The 17,166-nt window shown below is 70.5% G+C and carries 15 protein-coding genes; 6 read left to right on the forward strand and 9 right to left on the reverse strand.

The window, feature by feature from the left end:
* Positions 1-36: 36 nt before the first annotated feature.
* Positions 37-1,206 carry a PrsW family intramembrane metalloprotease gene (locus ACWGST_RS11975; protein ID WP_452046887.1) on the reverse strand — a complete coding sequence of 390 codons (1,170 nt, stop codon included), beginning with the start codon at positions 1,204-1,206 and terminating at the stop codon, positions 37-39.
* Positions 1,207-1,215: 9 nt separating this feature from the next.
* Positions 1,216-2,655 carry an FAD-binding oxidoreductase gene (locus ACWGST_RS11980; RefSeq protein ID WP_452046888.1) on the reverse strand — a complete coding sequence of 480 codons (1,440 nt, stop codon included), beginning with the start codon at positions 2,653-2,655 and terminating at the stop codon, positions 1,216-1,218.
* A 62-nt stretch (positions 2,656-2,717) separates the two neighbouring features.
* On the opposite strand from ACWGST_RS11980, the gene ACWGST_RS11985 reads away from it, so the two are divergent.
* The 3 genes from ACWGST_RS11985 to ACWGST_RS11995 are packed head-to-tail and all read left to right on the forward strand — an operon-like array spanning position 2,718 to position 5,959.
* Positions 2,718-3,584 carry an amidohydrolase family protein gene (locus ACWGST_RS11985; protein ID WP_452046889.1) on the forward strand — a complete coding sequence of 289 codons (867 nt, stop codon included), beginning with the start codon at positions 2,718-2,720 and terminating at the stop codon, positions 3,582-3,584.
* A 58-nt stretch (positions 3,585-3,642) separates the two neighbouring features.
* Positions 3,643-5,256 (forward strand): AlkA N-terminal domain-containing protein, encoded by a 1,614-nt coding sequence (locus ACWGST_RS11990; RefSeq protein ID WP_452046890.1) that lies wholly within the window; start codon positions 3,643-3,645, stop codon positions 5,254-5,256.
* 31 nt (positions 5,257-5,287) lie between these two features.
* Positions 5,288-5,959 (forward strand): FadR/GntR family transcriptional regulator, encoded by a 672-nt coding sequence (locus ACWGST_RS11995; protein WP_452046891.1) that lies wholly within the window; start codon positions 5,288-5,290, stop codon positions 5,957-5,959.
* A gap of 164 nt (positions 5,960-6,123) precedes the next feature.
* Here the strand turns inward: ACWGST_RS11995 and ACWGST_RS12000 are convergent, their stop codons facing one another.
* From ACWGST_RS12000 to ACWGST_RS12025, 6 genes are all read right to left on the reverse strand, one after another.
* Complete coding sequence (locus tag ACWGST_RS12000; RefSeq protein WP_452046892.1) at positions 6,124-7,110, reverse strand: substrate-binding domain-containing protein; 987 nt, start codon at positions 7,108-7,110, stop codon at positions 6,124-6,126.
* 123 nt (positions 7,111-7,233) lie between these two features.
* Positions 7,234-8,262: an ABC transporter permease gene (locus ACWGST_RS12005; protein WP_452046893.1), complete on the reverse strand. Its 1,029-nt coding sequence runs from the start codon at positions 8,260-8,262 to the stop codon at positions 7,234-7,236.
* Positions 8,259-9,794, reverse strand: coding sequence for a sugar ABC transporter ATP-binding protein (locus tag ACWGST_RS12010; protein WP_452046894.1), 1,536 nt, complete (start codon positions 9,792-9,794; stop codon positions 8,259-8,261). The genes ACWGST_RS12005 and ACWGST_RS12010 overlap by 4 nt, the downstream gene beginning before the upstream one ends.
* On the reverse strand, positions 9,791-10,231 hold the full coding sequence (locus ACWGST_RS12015; RefSeq protein WP_452046895.1) for an RbsD/FucU family protein: 441 nt from the start codon (positions 10,229-10,231) through the stop codon (positions 9,791-9,793). The genes ACWGST_RS12010 and ACWGST_RS12015 overlap by 4 nt, the downstream gene beginning before the upstream one ends.
* Positions 10,232-10,342: 111 nt before the next feature.
* Positions 10,343-11,338: an aldo/keto reductase gene (locus ACWGST_RS12020; RefSeq protein ID WP_452046896.1), complete on the reverse strand. Its 996-nt coding sequence runs from the start codon at positions 11,336-11,338 to the stop codon at positions 10,343-10,345.
* On the reverse strand, positions 11,335-12,642 hold the full coding sequence (locus ACWGST_RS12025; RefSeq protein WP_452046897.1) for an L-fuconate dehydratase: 1,308 nt from the start codon (positions 12,640-12,642) through the stop codon (positions 11,335-11,337). The genes ACWGST_RS12020 and ACWGST_RS12025 overlap by 4 nt, the downstream gene beginning before the upstream one ends.
* A gap of 145 nt (positions 12,643-12,787) precedes the next feature.
* On the opposite strand from ACWGST_RS12025, the gene ACWGST_RS12030 reads away from it, so the two are divergent.
* From ACWGST_RS12030 to ACWGST_RS12040, 3 genes are all read left to right on the forward strand, one after another.
* A complete protein-coding gene (locus ACWGST_RS12030; protein WP_452046898.1) occupies positions 12,788-13,636 on the forward strand; it encodes a fumarylacetoacetate hydrolase family protein in 849 nt (282 codons plus the stop codon).
* A gap of 18 nt (positions 13,637-13,654) precedes the next feature.
* Complete coding sequence (locus ACWGST_RS12035) at positions 13,655-14,413, forward strand: SDR family NAD(P)-dependent oxidoreductase (protein ID WP_452046899.1); 759 nt, start codon at positions 13,655-13,657, stop codon at positions 14,411-14,413.
* Positions 14,414-14,535: 122 nt separating this feature from the next.
* The gene (locus tag ACWGST_RS12040; protein WP_452046900.1) at positions 14,536-15,411 is read left to right on the forward strand and encodes a fumarylacetoacetate hydrolase family protein; all 876 of its coding nucleotides are present in this window, start codon (positions 14,536-14,538) and stop codon (positions 15,409-15,411) included.
* A gap of 105 nt (positions 15,412-15,516) precedes the next feature.
* Here the strand turns inward: ACWGST_RS12040 and ACWGST_RS12045 are convergent, their stop codons facing one another.
* Positions 15,517-16,995: an aspartate ammonia-lyase gene (locus ACWGST_RS12045; RefSeq protein ID WP_452046901.1), complete on the reverse strand. Its 1,479-nt coding sequence runs from the start codon at positions 16,993-16,995 to the stop codon at positions 15,517-15,519.
* Positions 16,996-17,166 lie beyond the last annotated feature (171 nt).

Here is a 17,166-nt window from a genome sequence, read left to right on the forward strand (position 1 = left end):
CCCTCAGCTCAACAGAACCCTCAGCTCAACACACCCTCAGCTCAGCAGCACCCGCCGGTCGACGACGACGGCCGCGAGGAGCGCCCGCTCGTCGGCGTGCGTGCGCTCGCCCGCGAGCCCGGTGGCGATGCGCTGACGGGTGAACGCGAGGTGCGTGGCATCCGTGATGAGCTGCTTCATGACTCGGGTGCGCGGGGGCGTCTGGGCCTTCGCCCAGGCCCGCGCCTGCCGCCGGCCGGCGGGCGTCGCGAGCATCTCGACCTCTGCGGGGCTGAACCAGCCGGCCGCACCGTACTCGGCGAGGCGGCGCCGGGTGACCCGCACCTCTTGGCGACGCAGCAGCACGGTGAGCACGACGGCGGCGATGAAGATCGGCACCTGCACGGTGAAGTAGAGGCCGATGGCGTCGACCGCGAAGGTGAGCGAACCGTTCCAGAGGGCATGCAGCGCGACCGCACCGAGCAGGCCGGCGAGGAACCACCCGACGACGCCCGCTCCCCCGCCGCGTCGTGCGCCGATGCCGATGGCGAGCCCGGTGCACACCGTGAAGAGCACGTGGGCGAACGGCGAGAAGAGGCCGCGCACCACGAACGTGGCGCCGAGCGTCTGCGCGCCGCCCTCGGCGAGTGCAGTGCCGAAGTAGAGCACGTTCTCGGTGAATGCGAAGCCCGCGGCGACGGTCGCAGCGTAGACGATGCCGTCGACCGGGCCGTCGAAGTGCGACCGCGAGAAGGCGTAGATGAGCAGTACGCCGATGCCCTTCGCGAGCTCTTCGACGAAGGGTGCCTGCACGACCGCCTGCAGCGCCTCGTCGGGTGCGCCGCCCGGCTCGGCGAACTCCAGCGCGAGCTGCACGCCGAGGTCGACGACGAGCGCGATCGCCACCGACACGGCGGCGCCCCAGAGGAACGCGAACCAGAGGGCCCAGCGCGGCTCGGGCTCCCAGCGGTCGACCCAGCGCACGGCGAGCAGCACGAGCGCGAGCGGCACGAGGGCGAGCAGCGATCCGACGGCGACGGTCGGCACGCCGAGACCGGTCGCGAGGTAGGCGATGACCAGGAGGCCCACGACCCCGGCGACGACGATGCCGATCACCGCGAAGACCCGGCCGCCGCTGCGCGGCTTCGGCGAGGTGTTCCAGATCGGCGGCGCCGGCGATGGGTTCGGTGCGGGGTCTGGGGCTGCCTGCGGGGCCACGGAGGTCACCGGGGCAGCTTATCGAGCGGGTGGCTGCGCGGGAGCGGCCGCCGAGGATTCGGGGCGCGACGGCGCAGCGAACATGACCCCGGGGTTCAGGATCCCCGTCGGGTCGAAGAGCGCCTTGATGCCGCGCTGCAGCTCGAACGAGTCGTCGCCGAGTTCGTCGGCGAGCCAGCGCCGCTTCAGGATGCCGACGCCGTGCTCGCCCGTGAGCGTGCCGCCGAGCGCGACCGCCGTGCGGAACATGTCGTCGGCGGCCGCCCACACGTGCTCGGGCACCTCGTCGCCCGTGAACACGAAGTTCGGGTGCAGGTTGCCGTCGCCCGCGTGCGCGACCGTCGGGATCTCGACACCGTGGCGACGCCCGATCTCCTCGATCGCCCGGAACATCTCGGGCAGCCGAGAGCGCGGCACGGCCACGTCTTCGATGAGCACCTGCCCCGAGGCGGCGAGTGCCGGGTGCATCGCCCGGCGGATGTCGAGCAGGCGCTCGCCCATCGCGGCATCCGTCGACAGGCTCACCCGGCCGCCCGCCTCGGCGAACAGGCGCGCGATCTCGGCCGCCTCCTCGGCCGCGCCGGCGCCATCGCTCTGCGCGAGCAGAAAGGTCTCCGACGGCGCGAGCGACTCGAGCGGGGTTCCGGCGAGCTCGGCCGCTCCGAGGTGGGCGGCGATGCGCGCGAGCGCGGCGGCGTCGATGAGTTCGAGCACGGCCGGTCGCAGCCGGGCGGCCGTGACGGCGGCGGATGCCGCGGCGCCCGCCTCGACGTCGGGAAGCACGGCTGCGACGGTGACCGTCTCGCCCTGCGTGATCGGGCGCAGCCGCACCGTCGCCTCGACGATCACACCGAGCGTGCCCTCGGAGCCCGTGAAGAGCGCCGTGAGGTCGTACCCCGTCACGCCTTTCACCGTGCGGTGGCCGGTGCGCAGCAGGCGCCCGTCGGCGAGCACGACCGCGAGGCCGAGCACCGCCTCGCGGGTGACGCCGTACTTCGCGCAGAGCAGCCCGCCCGCATTGGTGGCGATGTTGCCGCCGATCGACGAGATGGCACGGCTCGCAGGGTCGGGCGCGAACCAGAGTCCGCGAGCCGCGAGGGCGTCGTTCAGGTCGCCGTTCAGCACACCGGGCTCGACGACGGCGAGCTCGTCGGCCTCCGACACCTCGAGCACCCGGTTCATGCGCGACACGTCGAGCACGATCGCGCCGGGGCTCGCGATGGCGCCCCCGGCGAGCCCGGTGCCGGCGCCGCGCGGCACGACCGGGGTGCCGTCGGCGTGGGCGATGCGCATCACGGCCTGCACGTCGGCGACGGATGCCGCGTGCACGACCGCGATCGGCGGCGTCTCGCTGCGCCATCCCGAGCGGTCTTCGCGGGTGGCCTCGAGCGCGGCGGCGTCGGTCGTGACGGCGGCGCCGAGGGCGTCTTGCAAGCGGGTGACGACGGCGTGCGGCATCCTTCAACGCTAGCCTTGTCTGAACCCTCGGCGCCCGGCGCCCGACTTGAAGTGGATGACTCGTGACCCGATTGCTCGACACGCACGTCCACGTCTGGGATCCGACCCGGTTCGACTACCCGTGGCTGTCTGGTCTGCCGACCGTCGACCGGCCGTTCCTGCCCGCCGACATCGACCGAGCCGACGGTGCGACCGCACGGATGGTGTTCGTCGAGGCCGACTGCGCCCCTGCGTTCGCACTCGACGAGGTGCAGTGGGTCGCCGGGTTCGGCGACGCGTGGCCCGAGCTGGCGGGCATCGTCGCCGCCGCCGATCTGCGGGCCCCCGATCTGGCCGCCCGTCTCGACGTGCTCACGTCGAACGGCCCGGTGGTCGGCGTTCGACACCAGTTGCAGTCGGAGCGGGCGTCGGACTTCGCCGACCCCGAACTCGTCGCGGGTCTGCGCCTGACGGCCGAACGCGGGCTCACCTTCGATGCCTGCGTCACCCACGACCAGTTGCCCGAGCTCGTGACGCTGCTCGGTGCCGTTCCCGATCTCGACGTCGTGCTCGATCATCTCGGCAAGCCTCCCGTCGACGACGGCATCGTCAGCGCGGCGGGTCGAGCCTGGGGTGCTGCGATCGAGCGACTCGCCGAGCTGCCGCGCGTTCGGGTGAAGCTCTCGGGCCTCGCAGCCGAAGCGAGCGATCGAACCCTGTTCGACGTGAATGCCGACGCGTTCATCGCGCACGCGGTCGCAGTGTTCGGCGTCGACCGCGCCATGATCGGCAGCGATTGGCCGGTCAGCGCCGAACTCGGCGTCGGCGGCACCCTGAAGGCGTGGCTCGACCGGCTCCGGCGTGTGACCGGTGCCACCGGCGATGAGTGGTCGGCACTCGAGTTCCGCACCGGGTCACGGTTCTACGGTCTCGACGGGTCGGCCGAGTGAGCGCACCCATGTCCGTTTTCCGCTGATCCATGTCGGCGGGTCGTGCAAGGCTGGTCGTATGACCAGCACCTCGACCGCCCCCGACCGGCTGCGCGGCGATCCGCTCGACGACCCCGTCTTCGCCGAACGGTACCGGGCGATGCGGGCGCGTGACGCCCGCTTCGACGGGCAGTTCATCACGGGGGTGCACTCGACCGGCATCTACTGCCGGCCGAGCTGCCCGGCGGTCGCGCCGAAGGCCGCGAACGTGAGCTTCTACCTCACCGCGGCCGCCGCTCACGAGGCCGGACTGCGCGCCTGCAAGCGGTGCCTGCCCGACGCGGTGCCCGGCTCCCCCGAGTGGGATCTGCGCGACGACCTCGCCGCCCGTGCCATGCGCCTCATCGCCGACGGCGTCGTCGAACGCGAGGGTGTGCCCGGTCTCGCCGCCCGACTCGCGTACACCCCGCGGCACGTCACCCGGGTGTTGAAGGGCGAGCTGGGCGCCGGCCCGCTGGCGCTCGCGCGGGCGCACCGGGCGCAGACCGCGCGGTCGCTGCTCACCTCGACGACCCTGTCTGCCGCCGACGTCGCGTTCGCCTCGGGGTTCGGCAGCATCCGCCAGTTCAACGACACCATCCGCGAGGTCTACGAGCGCACGCCGCTCGAACTGCGCGCCGTCGCCCGAGTGCGAGAGCGCGAACCGCGAGCCGGCGCCGGTGCGCATGTTCACGGCGCGCCCGCCCAGGGTGCGCCCGCCCGCGGGGCGCCCGGACAGGCACCGGCCGGCGACGCGCCGGTCGAGGGCAGCGTGATCCGGTTGCGGCTGCCCGCGCGAGCGCCGTTCAACGCTGCGGGCGTCTTCGACTGGCTCGCCGCCCGCGCCCTCGACGGCGTCGAGGTGGTCGCCGCCGACCGCTACGAACGAACCCTGCGCCTGCCGGGCGGCCCGGCCTCGATCGCCTTCGCCGTCGCGGGCGACACCGCGGCACCCGCGATCGACGTCGAGGCGCGCCTCGCGACCCTCGCCGACCTGCCGCCGCTCGTGGCGCGGGTGCGCCGGCTCTTCGACCTCGACGCCGACGCCGTGGCGATCGACGAGGCGCTGTCGAGCGACCCGGCGCTCTCGGCCTCCGTCGCCGAGACACCCGGTATTCGAGTGCCCGGATGCCTCGATCCGCACGAACTCGTCTTCCGAGCGCTCATCGGGCAGCAGATCTCGGTGAAGGCGGCGCGCACCGCCCTCGCGCGGCTCTCCGCCGAGCTCGGCGAACGCATCGCGCCGCACGCCGACGGCGCACCGTCGATCCTCTTCCCCACCGCCGAGGCGATCGCCGAGCACGGGTACGGGGTGCTCCGCGGGCCTGCGGCACGGATCCGCACGATCGTCGATGTCGCGGCGCGACTCGCATCGGGCGAACTCGTCGTCGCCTCCGAGTGCGAACGCCGGCAACTGCAGGTCGACCTCCTCGCGATTCCGGGCATCGGGCCGTGGACGGCGGGCTACGTCGCGATGCGGGTGACCCGCTCGCCCGACACGCTGCTCATCGGCGACCTGGCACTGCGGAACGGCGCTGAGCGGCTCGGACTGCCGGCGACCGAGCGCGAGCTCGCCGCCTACGGCCGGCGGTGGGCACCCTGGCGCAGCTATGCCTCGATGCACCTCTGGCGCGCCGCCGGCGCAAAGATCTGATGTCTCGGCTCGCACGCGGTACGATCACGGCATGGCCGTCACCGACGAAGCGATTCTGCGCATCAAAGAAATGATCATCGCGGGCGAACTCGCCCCCGGAGACCGGCTGCCCCCCGAGAAGGAACTGAGCGAACGGCTCGGTCTCTCGCGCTCCTCGCTCCGCGAGGCGGTCAAGGCGCTCGAGGTCATCCGCGTGCTCGATGTGCGCCGCGGCGACGGCACGTACGTCACGAGTCTCGAACCCCGCCTGCTGCTCGAGGCGATGTCGTTCGTCGTCGACCTGCACGACGACCAGTCGGTGCTCGAGATCTTCGCCGTCCGGCGCATCCTCGAACCCGCGGCGACCTCGCTCGCCGCTCGCAACGCCGATCCCGACGACGTCGAACGCCTGCGCGAGATCGTCGAGAGCGTCGACCACGCGGCGGGCGTCGAAGCGCTCGTCGAGCACGACCTCGAATTCCACCGCGGCATCGCCGACGCCGCGGGCAACACCTACCTCGCGAGCCTCATCGACTCGCTGTCGAGCCACACCGTGCGCGCGCGCATCTGGCGCGGCATCACGCAGGAGAGCGCGGTCGAGCGCACCCTCGCCGAGCACCACGCGATCCTCGACGCGATCGAGGCGGGCGACCCCGACCTCGCCGCCGCGCTCACCGTCGTGCACGTGAGCGGCGTCGAGCAGTGGCTGCGCTCGGCACTCTGAACGACCCGCGCGCGGCCCGCACTGCGCGCAAGCCGCGCCGCGGGCGCCACCCTCGAGCGCGCCGCGAGCAGCCGCGCCCTGCGCTCTGCGCCATGGGCCCTGCGCCCTGAGCACGACGAAGGGGCGCCGGTCGAAACCGGCGCCCCACGCGACATCCGCTCGGCTTACTCGTAGAGCACGGCCTGGATCTCGTCGTCGTCGATGTTCGACACGTCGTACCAGTAGTAGCCGGTGTCGATCGTCTTCGGCAGGGTCTTGCCGGCGAGCGCCTCGACGGCCGCCTTCACCGTCTCGTAGCCGATGCCGACGGGGTTCTGCGTGATCGCGCCGACCATGAGACCGTCGCGGATCGCGTCCATCTGGGCCTTGCCCGAGTCGAAGCCGACGACCGCGAGGGTGGCCGGGTCGATGCCGAGCTCCTTGACGGCCTGCACGACGCCGATGGCCGAACCCTCGTTCGAGCCGTAGATGCCCTTCAGGTCGGGGTTGGCCGCGATGATCGCCTTGGCGAGGTCGGCCGACTTCGCCTGGTCGCCGCCGCCGTACTGGATGTCGACGATCTCGATGTTCGGCTCGTTCTCCTCCATGTAGTCGACGAAGCCGTCGCGACGCTCCTGACCGGTGACCGAGGTCTGGTCGTGCACGACGAGGGCGACCTTGCCCTCGTGGCCGATCGCGTCGGCCATGTGCTTGGCGGCCTCGCCGGCCGCGGCGAGGTTGTCGGTCGCAGCGGTCGTCAGCGGGATGTCGCTGTCGACGCCGGAGTCGAACGCGATGACGGGGATGTTCGAGTCCTTCGCCTGCTGCAGCAGCGGGTCGGCAGCCTGGCTGTCGAGCGCGGCGAAGCCGATCGCGGCGGGGTTCTTGTCGAGGGCGGTCTGCAGCTGCTGGATCTGCTGGTCGACGTCGGCCTCGGTGTCGGGGCCCTCGAAGGTGATCTCGACGTCGAACTCCTCGGCGGCCTGCTCGGCGCCCGACTTCACGGCCTGCCAGAACTGGTGCTGGAAGCCCTTCGAGACGAGGGCGATGTACGGCTTGGCGCCGTCGGCTCCGTCGGAGCCGGAGCCGCCGCCGTCGCTCGCGCAACCCGAGAACACGAGGGCTGCGGCTACGGCGCCGACGATGACGCCCATCGATCGCTTCTTGAACATGTCACTCCTTGATGTGTGGGTGTTGGTTGGTGCAGATGGTGCAGATGGTGCTGCGGTTTCGCGGTTCGGACGAGGTCGTGCTGGATGCCGCCGGCACGCCGGCAGGGCGCATGATGCGGTCGGTCAGGAACGCCGGCGTCGCAGCATGTCGAGATACACGGCGACGAGGATGACGATGCCGACCGCGACCGACTGCCATTCCTGCGGCACCGAGATGATGCGCAGGCCGTTGGTGAGCACCGCCATGATGAGCGCACCGATCACGGTGCCGATGATCGAGCCCTTGCCGCCCTGCAGCGAGGTGCCGCCGATCACCACCGCCGCGATCGCCTCGAGCTCGAGCCCCATGCCGCCGGTCGGCTGCGCCGACGAGAGGCGCGACGCGCTCAAGACGCCGGCGAGACCCACGAAGAGCCCCGCGAGCGTGTAGATGACGATCTTCCAGCGGCGCACGTTGACGCCCGAGAGTGCCGTCGCCGCTTCGTTCGAGCCGATCGAGAAGGTGTAGCGCCCCACGATCGTCTTCGACAGCAGCACGGCCGCGATGACGATCATGACGATGAAGATCGCGACGCCGAGCGGGAAGCGCATGCCCGGGATCAGCGACAGGTTCATGATCGACTGGAACTCGGGGATGTCGTTGAAGTAGATCGGCTTGGTGCCCGAGATCACGAGCGAGAGTCCGGCGGCGATGAGCATCATGCCGAGCGTCGCGATGAACGACGGGATGCCGAGCACCGAGACGTTGAAGCCGTTGACGAAGCCGATGAGGCCGCCGAACAGGATCGTCGCCGCGACGCCCGCCCAGAGCGGCCAGCCGAGGTAGGTGAGGAACACGCCGGCCATGACCCCGCAGAGCACCATGCCGGTGCCGATCGAGAGGTCGATGCCGCCGGTGATGATCACGAAGGTCGTGCCGAGCGCCAGGATGCCGGTGACCGTGGCGGCTGTGAGGATCGACACGAGGTTGTTCGCCGTGAAGAAGTGCGGACTCAGGAACGAGAACACCGCGACGATCACGATGAGGCTCGCGAAGGCGAGCAGCTGCTGCAGCGAACCGCGCAGCCACGCGAGTCGGGGTGCGCCCTTCTCGACGGCGGCGAAGGCCGTCGTCGACGGGGTCGGTGCTGACGTTTGCGTCGTCGGGCTCATCGTGCGATCGTTCCTTCGCTGCTGAATCGGGTTGCGTAGTCCATGAGGTTCTCTTGAGTGGCCTCGGCGTTGTCGAGCACCGCCGTGAGGCGGCCCTCGGCCATGACGGCGATCCGGTCGGAGAGCCGGAGCACCTCGGGCAACTCGGAGGAGATCATGATGATCGCCTTGCCCTGATCGGCGAGCTGGCGCAAGAGGGCGTAGATCTCCTCCTTGGCCCCGACGTCGATGCCGCGCGTGGGTTCGTCGAAGATGAGCACCTCGCAGTCTTTCGCGAGCCACTTCGCGATGACGACCTTCTGCTGGTTGCCGCCCGAGAGGTTCTTCACGAGCTGCGCGGTCGAGGGGGTCTTGATGCGGAGCTTGTCGACGTACTCGCGGCCCGTCGCCTCGATGCGCGAACCGCTCACGAACCCGAGCCCCGAGACGTAGTCGCGAAGCGAGGCGAGCACGATGTTCTCGCGAACGCTGCGCTCGAGCAGCACGCCGAGCTGCTTGCGGTCTTCCGAGAGGTAGCCGATGCCGAGTCGGGCGGCCTCGGCGGGGTTCGCGATCTTCACCGGGCGCCCGTGCAGGCGCAGCTCGCCGGCTTCGATGCGATCGGCGCCCACGATGGCTCTGGCGACCTCGGTGCGCCCTGCGCCCATCAGGCCGGCGAACCCGAGGATCTCACCGGCGTGCACGTCGAAGCCGACATCGCGCAGCAGGTGCTTGGTGGTGAGGCCGCGCACCGAGAGGGCGGGCACGCCGGTCACCGTCAGTGCCGGCGGGCGCTGCTCACCGACGATCTCACGGCCCACCATGAGGGCGATGATCTCTTTCGGCTCGGTCTCGGCGGTCACCCGGGTGCCGATGTAACGGCCGTCGCGCAGCACGCTGATGCGGTCCGAGATGCGTGCGAGCTCCTCCATGCGGTGCGAGATGTAGATCACGCCGGTCTCCGGCGTGCGGAACCGCTCGATGAGCTCGAACAGCACGTCGACCTCGGTGTCGTTCAGCGCCGCGGTCGGCTCGTCCATGATGAGCACCTTCGCGTCGAACGAGAGCGCCTTGGCGATCTCGACCATCTGCTGGCGGGCCACGGTCAGTCGTTCGACGGGCTCGGCCGGATCGAGCGCGAGCCCGAGCCGGTCGAAGAGGTCTTGTGCGCGGCGGTTGAGGGCGCGCTCGTCGAGGAACAGGCCGGCCGAGCGGTGCTCGCGACCGATGAAGATGTTCTGCGCGACCGTCAGGTCGGGCATCAGGTTGAACTCCTGGTGGATGATCGAGATGCCGAGCTCTTGCGCGTGGCGCGGGCCCTCGATCGTGAGCTCTTCGCCGTTCAGCCGGAACGTGCCCGCGTCGGGCGTGTAGATGCCGGCGAGCAGCTTCATGAGCGTCGATTTGCCGGCGCCGTTCTCGCCGACGAGGGCGAGCACCTCGCCGTGCCGGAGGTCGAGTCGCACGTCGTCGAGCGCCTGCACGCCGGGGAAGCCCTTGCTGACCCCTTCGAGATCGAGGAGCGGAACGGTCGTGACTGCTGCGTCGCTCATCGTGCCGCCTCTGCCTGCGTGTAGTCGTTGACGACGCCCTTGCGGAGCACCACGTTGCCGTACGGCCGGAGTTCGCCGCTGCGCACGATCAGTTGCGCCGAGCGGGCGCGCTCGTAGAAGGCGAAGCGCTCGAGTTCTTCGACGCGGTCGGCCGTGGTCGCCGCAGCCGCGACGAGTTCGTGCTGCACGGGCAGTCGCTGCCCGCCCTCTGCCGCCATGAGCAGCACCGAGGCGCCCTGGTAGCCGTCGAGCGGCACGACGGTGCGGATCGCGCCGACGACGTCGGCGGCGGAGAGTGCGGGCGCTTCGACGACGACCGCACCGACGCGATGCGCCGGGAAGTTCGCATCGGCGACGACGAGCTCGTCTCCGTGGCCGAGCCGATCGAGCGCGGCGAGCAACTCGCCCCCGAGGATCGGATGGATACCACTCAGCACGTGCGCCTCTCTTCCTTGAGATCTGGGATGAGTGTACTACTCATCCGATGTTTCATCGATTCTGAGACAGATTTGTTGCATTCATGCGGTCGAACTGGGATAGACATCAGATTACTGGCCGCCATCTGGCGACGTGTCGTGCGGGATGAGCCCTTCCTCGCGCAGCCGGGTCCACAGCGAATCGGGAATCGCGGCGTGCGCGCGGGCGGCATTCTCGGCGATCTCCGCCGGGCGAGCCGACCCCGCGACGACGGACCGCACAGCGGGGTGCCGGAGCGGGAACTGCATCGCCGCGACGGGGAGCTCGACCCCGACCTCGCGGCAGACCTCGGCGAGGCGCATCGCATGGGCGAGCACCTCCGGCGGCACCGCCCCGTAGTTGTAGCGTGCCCTCGCGCCCGGCGTCGATGTCGAGAGCAGACCCGAGTTGTAGACGGCCGCGGCGACCACGCCGACACCGCGGTGCACGCAGAGCGGCAGCAGTTCGGCGAGCGCGGGCTGCTCGAGCAGGGTGTAGCGACCGGCGATCATCACGAGGTCGAGGTCGCCCTCGGCAACGGCGCGCGCCGCGGCATCCGCGTCGTTGGTGCCGATGCCCACGGCGGCGACGACGCCCTCGTCGCGGAGCCCGGCGAGTGCCGGCAGGCCTTCGTCGATGCCGCGATCGAGGTCGTAGACGTCGGGGTCGTGCAGGAACGCGATGTCGATTCGGTCGAGGCCGAGACGTTCGAGCGAGTGCTCGATGCTCGTGCGCACCCCCGCCTCGGTGGGGTCGAATCGCCGCACCAGGTCGTTCGGCACGGCGAAGTCGAAGTCCATGTCGTCGCCGCCGTCGAACGCGGGGTTCGGGTCGAGCACGCGACCGACCTTCGTCGAGACCACGAACTCGTCTCGCGGCTTGGTGGCGAGGAAGGCGCCGAGGCGCCGTTCGCTGAGGCCCAGTCCGTAGTGCGGGGCGGTGTCGAAGTAGCGGATTCCGCTGTCCCACGCCGCGGCGAGGGCGGCGTGCGCCTCGTCGTCGCTCACCTCGCGGTAGAGGTTGCCGATCGACGCCGCGCCGTAGCCGAGGGGTCCGAGCCGCGCGGCGGAGGTCACGTCACGGGTCATGCACGCACCCCGTCGATCGCGTGGGCGCCGCGCCAGGTGTACGCCTCGACGGATGCCGCGTGCATCTCGGTGCCCGCACCCGGCGCGGTCGGTGTGACGTACCGGCCGCGGCGCACGACGGCGGGCGTCACGAAGTGCTCGTGCAGGTGGTCGACGAATTCGATCATGCGTCCGTCCATCGTGCCCGAGAGTGCCACGTAGTCGAACATCGACAGGTGCTGCACTGCCTCGCAGAGGCCCACGCCACCGGCGTGCGGGCAGACCGGCACCCCGAACTTCGCGGCGAGCAGCAGGTTCGCGATGTTCTCGTTGACGCCGCCGACGCGGGTGGCGTCGATCTGCATGACGTCCATGCCACGCGCCTGCAGCAGTTGCTTGAAGACGATGCGATTCTGCACGTGCTCGCCCGTCGCGACCTTGATCGGTGCGACGCCGCGCGCGATGGCGGCGTGGCCGAGGATGTCGTCGGGGCTCGTCGGCTCCTCGATCCACTCGATGCCGAACTCGGCGAGCGCGCGAACCCATTCGATCGCCGCATCGACGTCCCAGCGCTGGTTCGCGTCGATCGCGATCGGGAAGCCCTCGCCCACGGCGGCGCGGGCGATGCCGAGACGACGGATGTCGTCGGCGAGGTCGGCGCCGACCTTGAGCTTGATCTGGGGGTAACCGTCGGCGACGGCTTCGCGGCAGAGGCGGTCGAGCTTCTCGTCGGAGTAGCCGAGCCAGCCGGGCGTCGTCGTGTACGCCGGGTAGCCGACCTCGAGCAGGTGCGCGGTGCGCTCGGCCCGGCCCGGCGCGGCGTCGCGGAAGAGCTCGAGCGCCTCAGCCGGAGTGATCGCGTCGCTGAGGTAGCGGAAGTCGACGAGGTCGACGAGCTGCTCGGGCGCGAGTTCGGCGAGCAGGCGCCACAGCGGCAGGCCGGCGCGCTTGGCCTTGAGATCCCAGAGTGCGTTGATCACCGCGCCGATCGCCATGTGCATGACGCCCTTCTCGGGGCCGAGCCAGCGCAGCTGCGAGTCATGGGCGAGCAGGCGCCAGGCGGCGCCCATGTCGTCGAGCAGCGCCTCGACGTCGTGCCCGAGCAGGTGACCGCGGAGCGCATCGAGCGCCGCGACCTCGACGTCGTTGCCACGACCGATCGTGAAGACGAAGCCGTGCCCTTCGAGGCCGTCGGCCGCGTCCGTGCGCAGCACGAGGTAGGCCGCCGAGTAGTCGGGGTCGGGGTTCATCGCGTCCGACCCGTCGAGTTCGAGGGAGGTGGGGAAGCGGATGTCCCGGGTATCAACACTGACGATGGTGCTCATGACGTCCTTTCGTGGCGACCCCGAGCATAAACATCCGATGTCTTGTCTGTCAACTGCGGCAGGATGTGCGAGAATCTCCCAGAACCGGCCTGCTCGAGACTCAGACTTCTGATGTTCGCACAGCGCCACGATCGAGAGGACCAGCATGAGATTCGCCCGCCTCGGCAACGTCGGCACCGAGATCCCCGTCGTCATCGACGGCGACCGCACGCTCGACCTGCGCGCGATCACGGCAGACATCGACGGCGCCTTCCTGGGCGGCGACGGTGTCGAGCGCGCTCGCGCCGCACTCGAGGCCGGCGTTCTCCCCGACCTTCCCGACGCAGCGAGCCTCCGTGTCGGCGCTCCGATCGCGCGGCCGTCGGCCGTGTACTGCATCGGCATGAACTACGCCGCGCACGCCGCGGAGTCGGGCTCCGAGCCGCCCGAGCAGATCGTCATGTTCATGAAGTCGCCGAACACCGTCGTCGGCCCGTTCGACGACGTCGCGATCCCCCGCGGCAGCGAGAAGACCGACTGGGAGGTCGAGCTCGGCATCGTCATCGGTCGTCGTGCGAGCTACCTCGACTCCCCCGCCGCGGCCCGCGCCTGCATCGCCGGCTTCGTGACGGCCAACGACCTCTCCGAGCGCGACTGGCAGATCGCCGTCTCGGGCGGCCAGTGGTCGAAGGGCAAGAGTGCTCCGGGCTTCTGCCCGACCGGCCCGTGGCTCGTGACGGGCGACGAGGTCGACGCCGACGACGTGCGCCTGCGCAGCTTCGTCAACGGCGAGCCGCGTCAGGACTCGCGCACGAGCGACCTCATCTTCGACATCGGCACGATCGTCTGGACGCTCAGCCAGTACCTCGCCCTCGAACCCGGCGACCTCGTGCTCACCGGCACCCCCGAGGGCGTCGCGCTCTCGGGCCGCTTCCCGTACCTCGCTGCAGGCGACGTCGTCGAACTCGACATTGAGGGCCTCGGCGCCCAGCGCCAGCAGTACGTCTCCGCCTGACCCCGAGAGGATCTTCACATGAGCACGGAATTCAGCAACCTCGTCGCGATCGTCACCGGCGGGGCATCCGGCATCGGCGCCGCGATCGCCGCCCGCCTGCAGCAGGGCGGCGCGCGCGTGGCCGTCTTCGATCTGCAACCGGATGCCGCGGCGCACGCCGACCTCGCGATCGCCGTCGACGTGGCCGACGACGAGAGCGTGCGTGCGGGCGTCGAGCGCGTCGCCGCCGAGTTCGGCCGCATCGACATCGTCGTGAACAACGCCGGCATCGGTGCGCAGGGCACGATCGAGGCGAACTCCGATGAGGAGTGGCACCGGGTCTTCGACATCAACGTGCTCGGCATGATGCGCGTCGCCCGCGCAGCGCTGCCCCACCTGCGCACCTCCCCCGCCGCGTCGATCGTCAACACCGCCTCGATCGCGGCGACGGCGGGGCTTCCCGAGCGGGCGCTGTACAGCGCGAGCAAGGGCGCGGTCGCCGCGCTCACCCGGGCCATGGCCGCCGACCACCTGCGCGAGGGCATCCGGGTCAACGCCGTGAACCCGGGCACCGCCGACACCCCGTGGATCGGCCGGCTGCTCGCCTCCGCCGACGACCCGGCCGCCGAGCGCGCCGCCCTCGAGGCACGCCAGCCGCACGGCCGGCTCGTCTCGGCCGACGAGGTCGCGGGCGCCGTCGCCTATCTCGCGAGCCCCGCCTCGGGGTCGACGACGGGCGTCGAACTCGCGGTCGACGGCGGCATGCAAGAGCTGCGTCTGCGCCCGGCCGTACGCTGACCCCTCGCCCGCGCACTCCTCAATCCGCAGACGGCTGCATTGTCGACGACGCGGCGCAGAAGGCCGGGATCGTTGTACATCGTGCACAGCCGGTCGGCCCCGCCGCCCGCTAGCCTGAAGAGGTGAAGTTCGCGCACCTGAGAGTCGAAGGCCAGACGACCCCTCGACTCTCGGCGGTGATCGCGGAGTCCGCGCTCTTCCTCGACGAGTTCATGCAGCAGCCGCCGCGCGACCTGCAAGACCTGATCGAGCGCGGCCCCGACGGCCTCGCCGAGGTGCGCGAGGTCGTCGACACGGCGGTCTCGCTCGGCGCCGAGCTCACCCCGGTCGCCGCACTCCGGCACTCCTCGGCCGTGCTGCGGCCCGCCCAGGTCATCGCGATCGGTGCAAACTACGCCGCCCACGCCTCAGAGCTGAAGCTGCGCGCCGAGACCGCGATGACGATCTTCTCGCTCTGGCCCAACTCGCTCACCGCGCACGGCGCGACGACGACCTGGCCCGAAGACCTCACCACACAGGTCGACTACGAGGCCGAACTCGGCGTCATCATCGGGCGGCCGGCCCGCGGCGTGCACGTGCGCGACGCCCTCGACCACGTGTGGGGGTACACCGTGGTCAACGACATCACCGCACGCGACATCCAATTCAGTGAAGCGCAGTGGTCGCGCTGCAAGTCGTTCGACGGCTTCACGCCCACCGGCCCCGTCGTGGTGACGGCCGACGAGATCCCCGACCCGCAGAACCTCTGGCTCACCACGAACCTCGACGGCCACATCATGCAGGACGCGTCGACGAACGAGATGGTGCGCAGCGTCGCCGAGATCGTCTCGCTGCTCTCGCGGTCGGCCACGATCCCCCCGGGCACGCTCATCTCGACCGGCAGCCCCGGCGGCGCCGGCTACTCGCGCAAGCCACCGGTGTTCCTGCACGACGGCTCGACCGTCACGGTCACGATCGAGGGCATCGGGTCGCTGACGACGCACTGCCGGGTCGTCTGACGCGAGTCCCCGCGAGCGCCGGCCGCACAAACGGGCCTGCATGAACGCGAGTCCCGCGCGGTCGCGGGGCCCCCGCAGTCGCGGGCCCCGCGGCATCCGCTCGCGCTACTCGCTCGGCTCGCCCTTCAGGTCGATGAGCGGAATGGCCATCGTGATCGGGCGGATGCCGGAGAGCTTCGCGGGCTGCAACTGGGCCATGACCGCCTCACGGCTCATGAGCCCGGCCTCGACGACGAGGTCGGCCACCGGCCGGCCGGTCTTGAGCGCGAGCTTGGCGATCGTCGCCGCCTCGGTGTACCCGATGAAGGGAATGAGCGCCGTGACGACGCCCACACTCGAGGCCACCATCGCCTCGAGCCGATCGACGTTCGCCGTGATGCCGTCGACGCAGTTGACGCGCAGGGTCCAGCAGGCCTGGCGCATCCACGTGATCGACTGCAGCAGCGAGTGGGCGATGACCGGCTCGAAGGCGTTCAGCTGCAACTGGCCGCTCTCGGCGGCCATCATGACCGTGACATCGGCGCCGGCGACCGAGTACGCGACCTGGCTGACCGCTTCGGGGATGACCGGGTTCACCTTGCCCGGCATGATCGAGGATCCGGCCTGCTTGGGCGGCAGGTTGATCTCGCCGAAGCCCGCCTGCGGGCCCGACGAGAGCAGTCGCAGATCGTTGCAGATCTTCGAGAGCTTCATCGCGTTGCGCTTCAGCGCGCTCGAGAAGGTCATGAACACGCCGGTGTCGCTCGTGGCCTCGATGAGGTCGGGAGCGCTCTCGAGGCGCAGCCCGGTGATCGCGCTCAAGTGGCGCACCGCGGCGGCCGCATAGCCCGGGTCCGCGGTGATGCCGGTGCCGATCGCGGTCGCGCCGAGGTTCACCTCGGAGAGCAGCTTGATGGTCTCGGAGAGCCGCTCGTGGTCTTCGCCGAGCGTCGTCGCGAAACTGTGGAACTCCTGCCCGAGCGTCATCGGCACGGCGTCCTGCATCTGCGTGCGGCCGACCTTCAACACCTCGTGGAACTCGTGCCCCTTGCGCCCGAACGAGACGCGCAGCAGATCGAGCTCGCGCAGCATGGTGGTCAGCGAGAACGTCATCGCGAGCTTCAGCGCCGTGGGATACGTGTCGTTCGTCGACTGGCTGCGGTTGACGTCGTCGATCGGGTGCAGCACGTCGTAGCGGCCCTTGGGGTAGCCCGCGATCTCGAGCGCGAGGTTGGCGATGACCTCGTTCGCGTTCATGTTCGTCGAGGTGCCCGCCCCGCCCTGGATGACGCCGACGACGAACTGGTCGTGGTGTTCGCCGTCGATGATGCGCTGGCAGGCCGCGTCGATCCACTCGACCTTCTGCTCGGTGAGCACGCCGACCTCGCGGTTGGCCCGTGCGGCGGCCTGCTTGACCGAGGCGAGGGCGACGATGAGTTCGGGATAGACCGAGATGGGCCGCTTCGAGATCGGGAAGTTCTCGAGCGCGCGCATCGTGTGCACGCCCCAGTAGGCGTCGGCCGGCACCTCGACGGAGCCGAGCGAGTCGGTCTCGGTTCGGGTCGGTTCGACGTTGGTGCGGTCAGTGGTCTCGGGCTCGTGCATCTCTTCCTCCACGGAGTCGTGCGCGAGTGGACGTCGAGGATCTCGACGCCCCGCTGCCGGCTCCATCGCCTGGGGTTGCGCGCGGGATCGCCGCGCTCGTGTTCGAATCGAGCCTATCGCCGGGCCGCTCACGCGACGAATGCGAGAACGGCGGCGGGGCGCCCCCAACGC

The sequence above is a fragment of the Agromyces sp. NPDC055520 genome, assembly GCF_053619715.1.

Coding starts and splice junctions, on each gene's coding strand:
- ACWGST_RS11980 (WP_452046888.1), bottom strand. CDS start 2,655: ATGCCGCACGCCGTCGTCACCCGCTTGCAAGACGCCCTCGGCGCCGCC.
- ACWGST_RS11995 (WP_452046891.1), top strand. CDS start 5,288: ATGGCCGTCACCGACGAAGCGATTCTGCGCATCAAAGAAATGATCATC.
- ACWGST_RS12010 (WP_452046894.1), bottom strand. CDS start 9,794: ATGAGCGACGCAGCAGTCACGACCGTTCCGCTCCTCGATCTCGAAGGG.
- ACWGST_RS12005 (WP_452046893.1), bottom strand. CDS start 8,262: ATGAGCCCGACGACGCAAACGTCAGCACCGACCCCGTCGACGACGGCC.
- ACWGST_RS12045 (WP_452046901.1), bottom strand. CDS start 16,995: ATGCACGAGCCCGAGACCACTGACCGCACCAACGTCGAACCGACCCGA.
- ACWGST_RS12000 (WP_452046892.1), bottom strand. CDS start 7,110: ATGTTCAAGAAGCGATCGATGGGCGTCATCGTCGGCGCCGTAGCCGCA.
- ACWGST_RS11990 (WP_452046890.1), top strand. CDS start 3,643: ATGACCAGCACCTCGACCGCCCCCGACCGGCTGCGCGGCGATCCGCTC.
- ACWGST_RS12030 (WP_452046898.1), top strand. CDS start 12,788: ATGAGATTCGCCCGCCTCGGCAACGTCGGCACCGAGATCCCCGTCGTC.
- ACWGST_RS12025 (WP_452046897.1), bottom strand. CDS start 12,642: ATGAGCACCATCGTCAGTGTTGATACCCGGGACATCCGCTTCCCCACC.
- ACWGST_RS12020 (WP_452046896.1), bottom strand. CDS start 11,338: ATGACCCGTGACGTGACCTCCGCCGCGCGGCTCGGACCCCTCGGCTAC.
- ACWGST_RS12035 (WP_452046899.1), top strand. CDS start 13,655: ATGAGCACGGAATTCAGCAACCTCGTCGCGATCGTCACCGGCGGGGCA.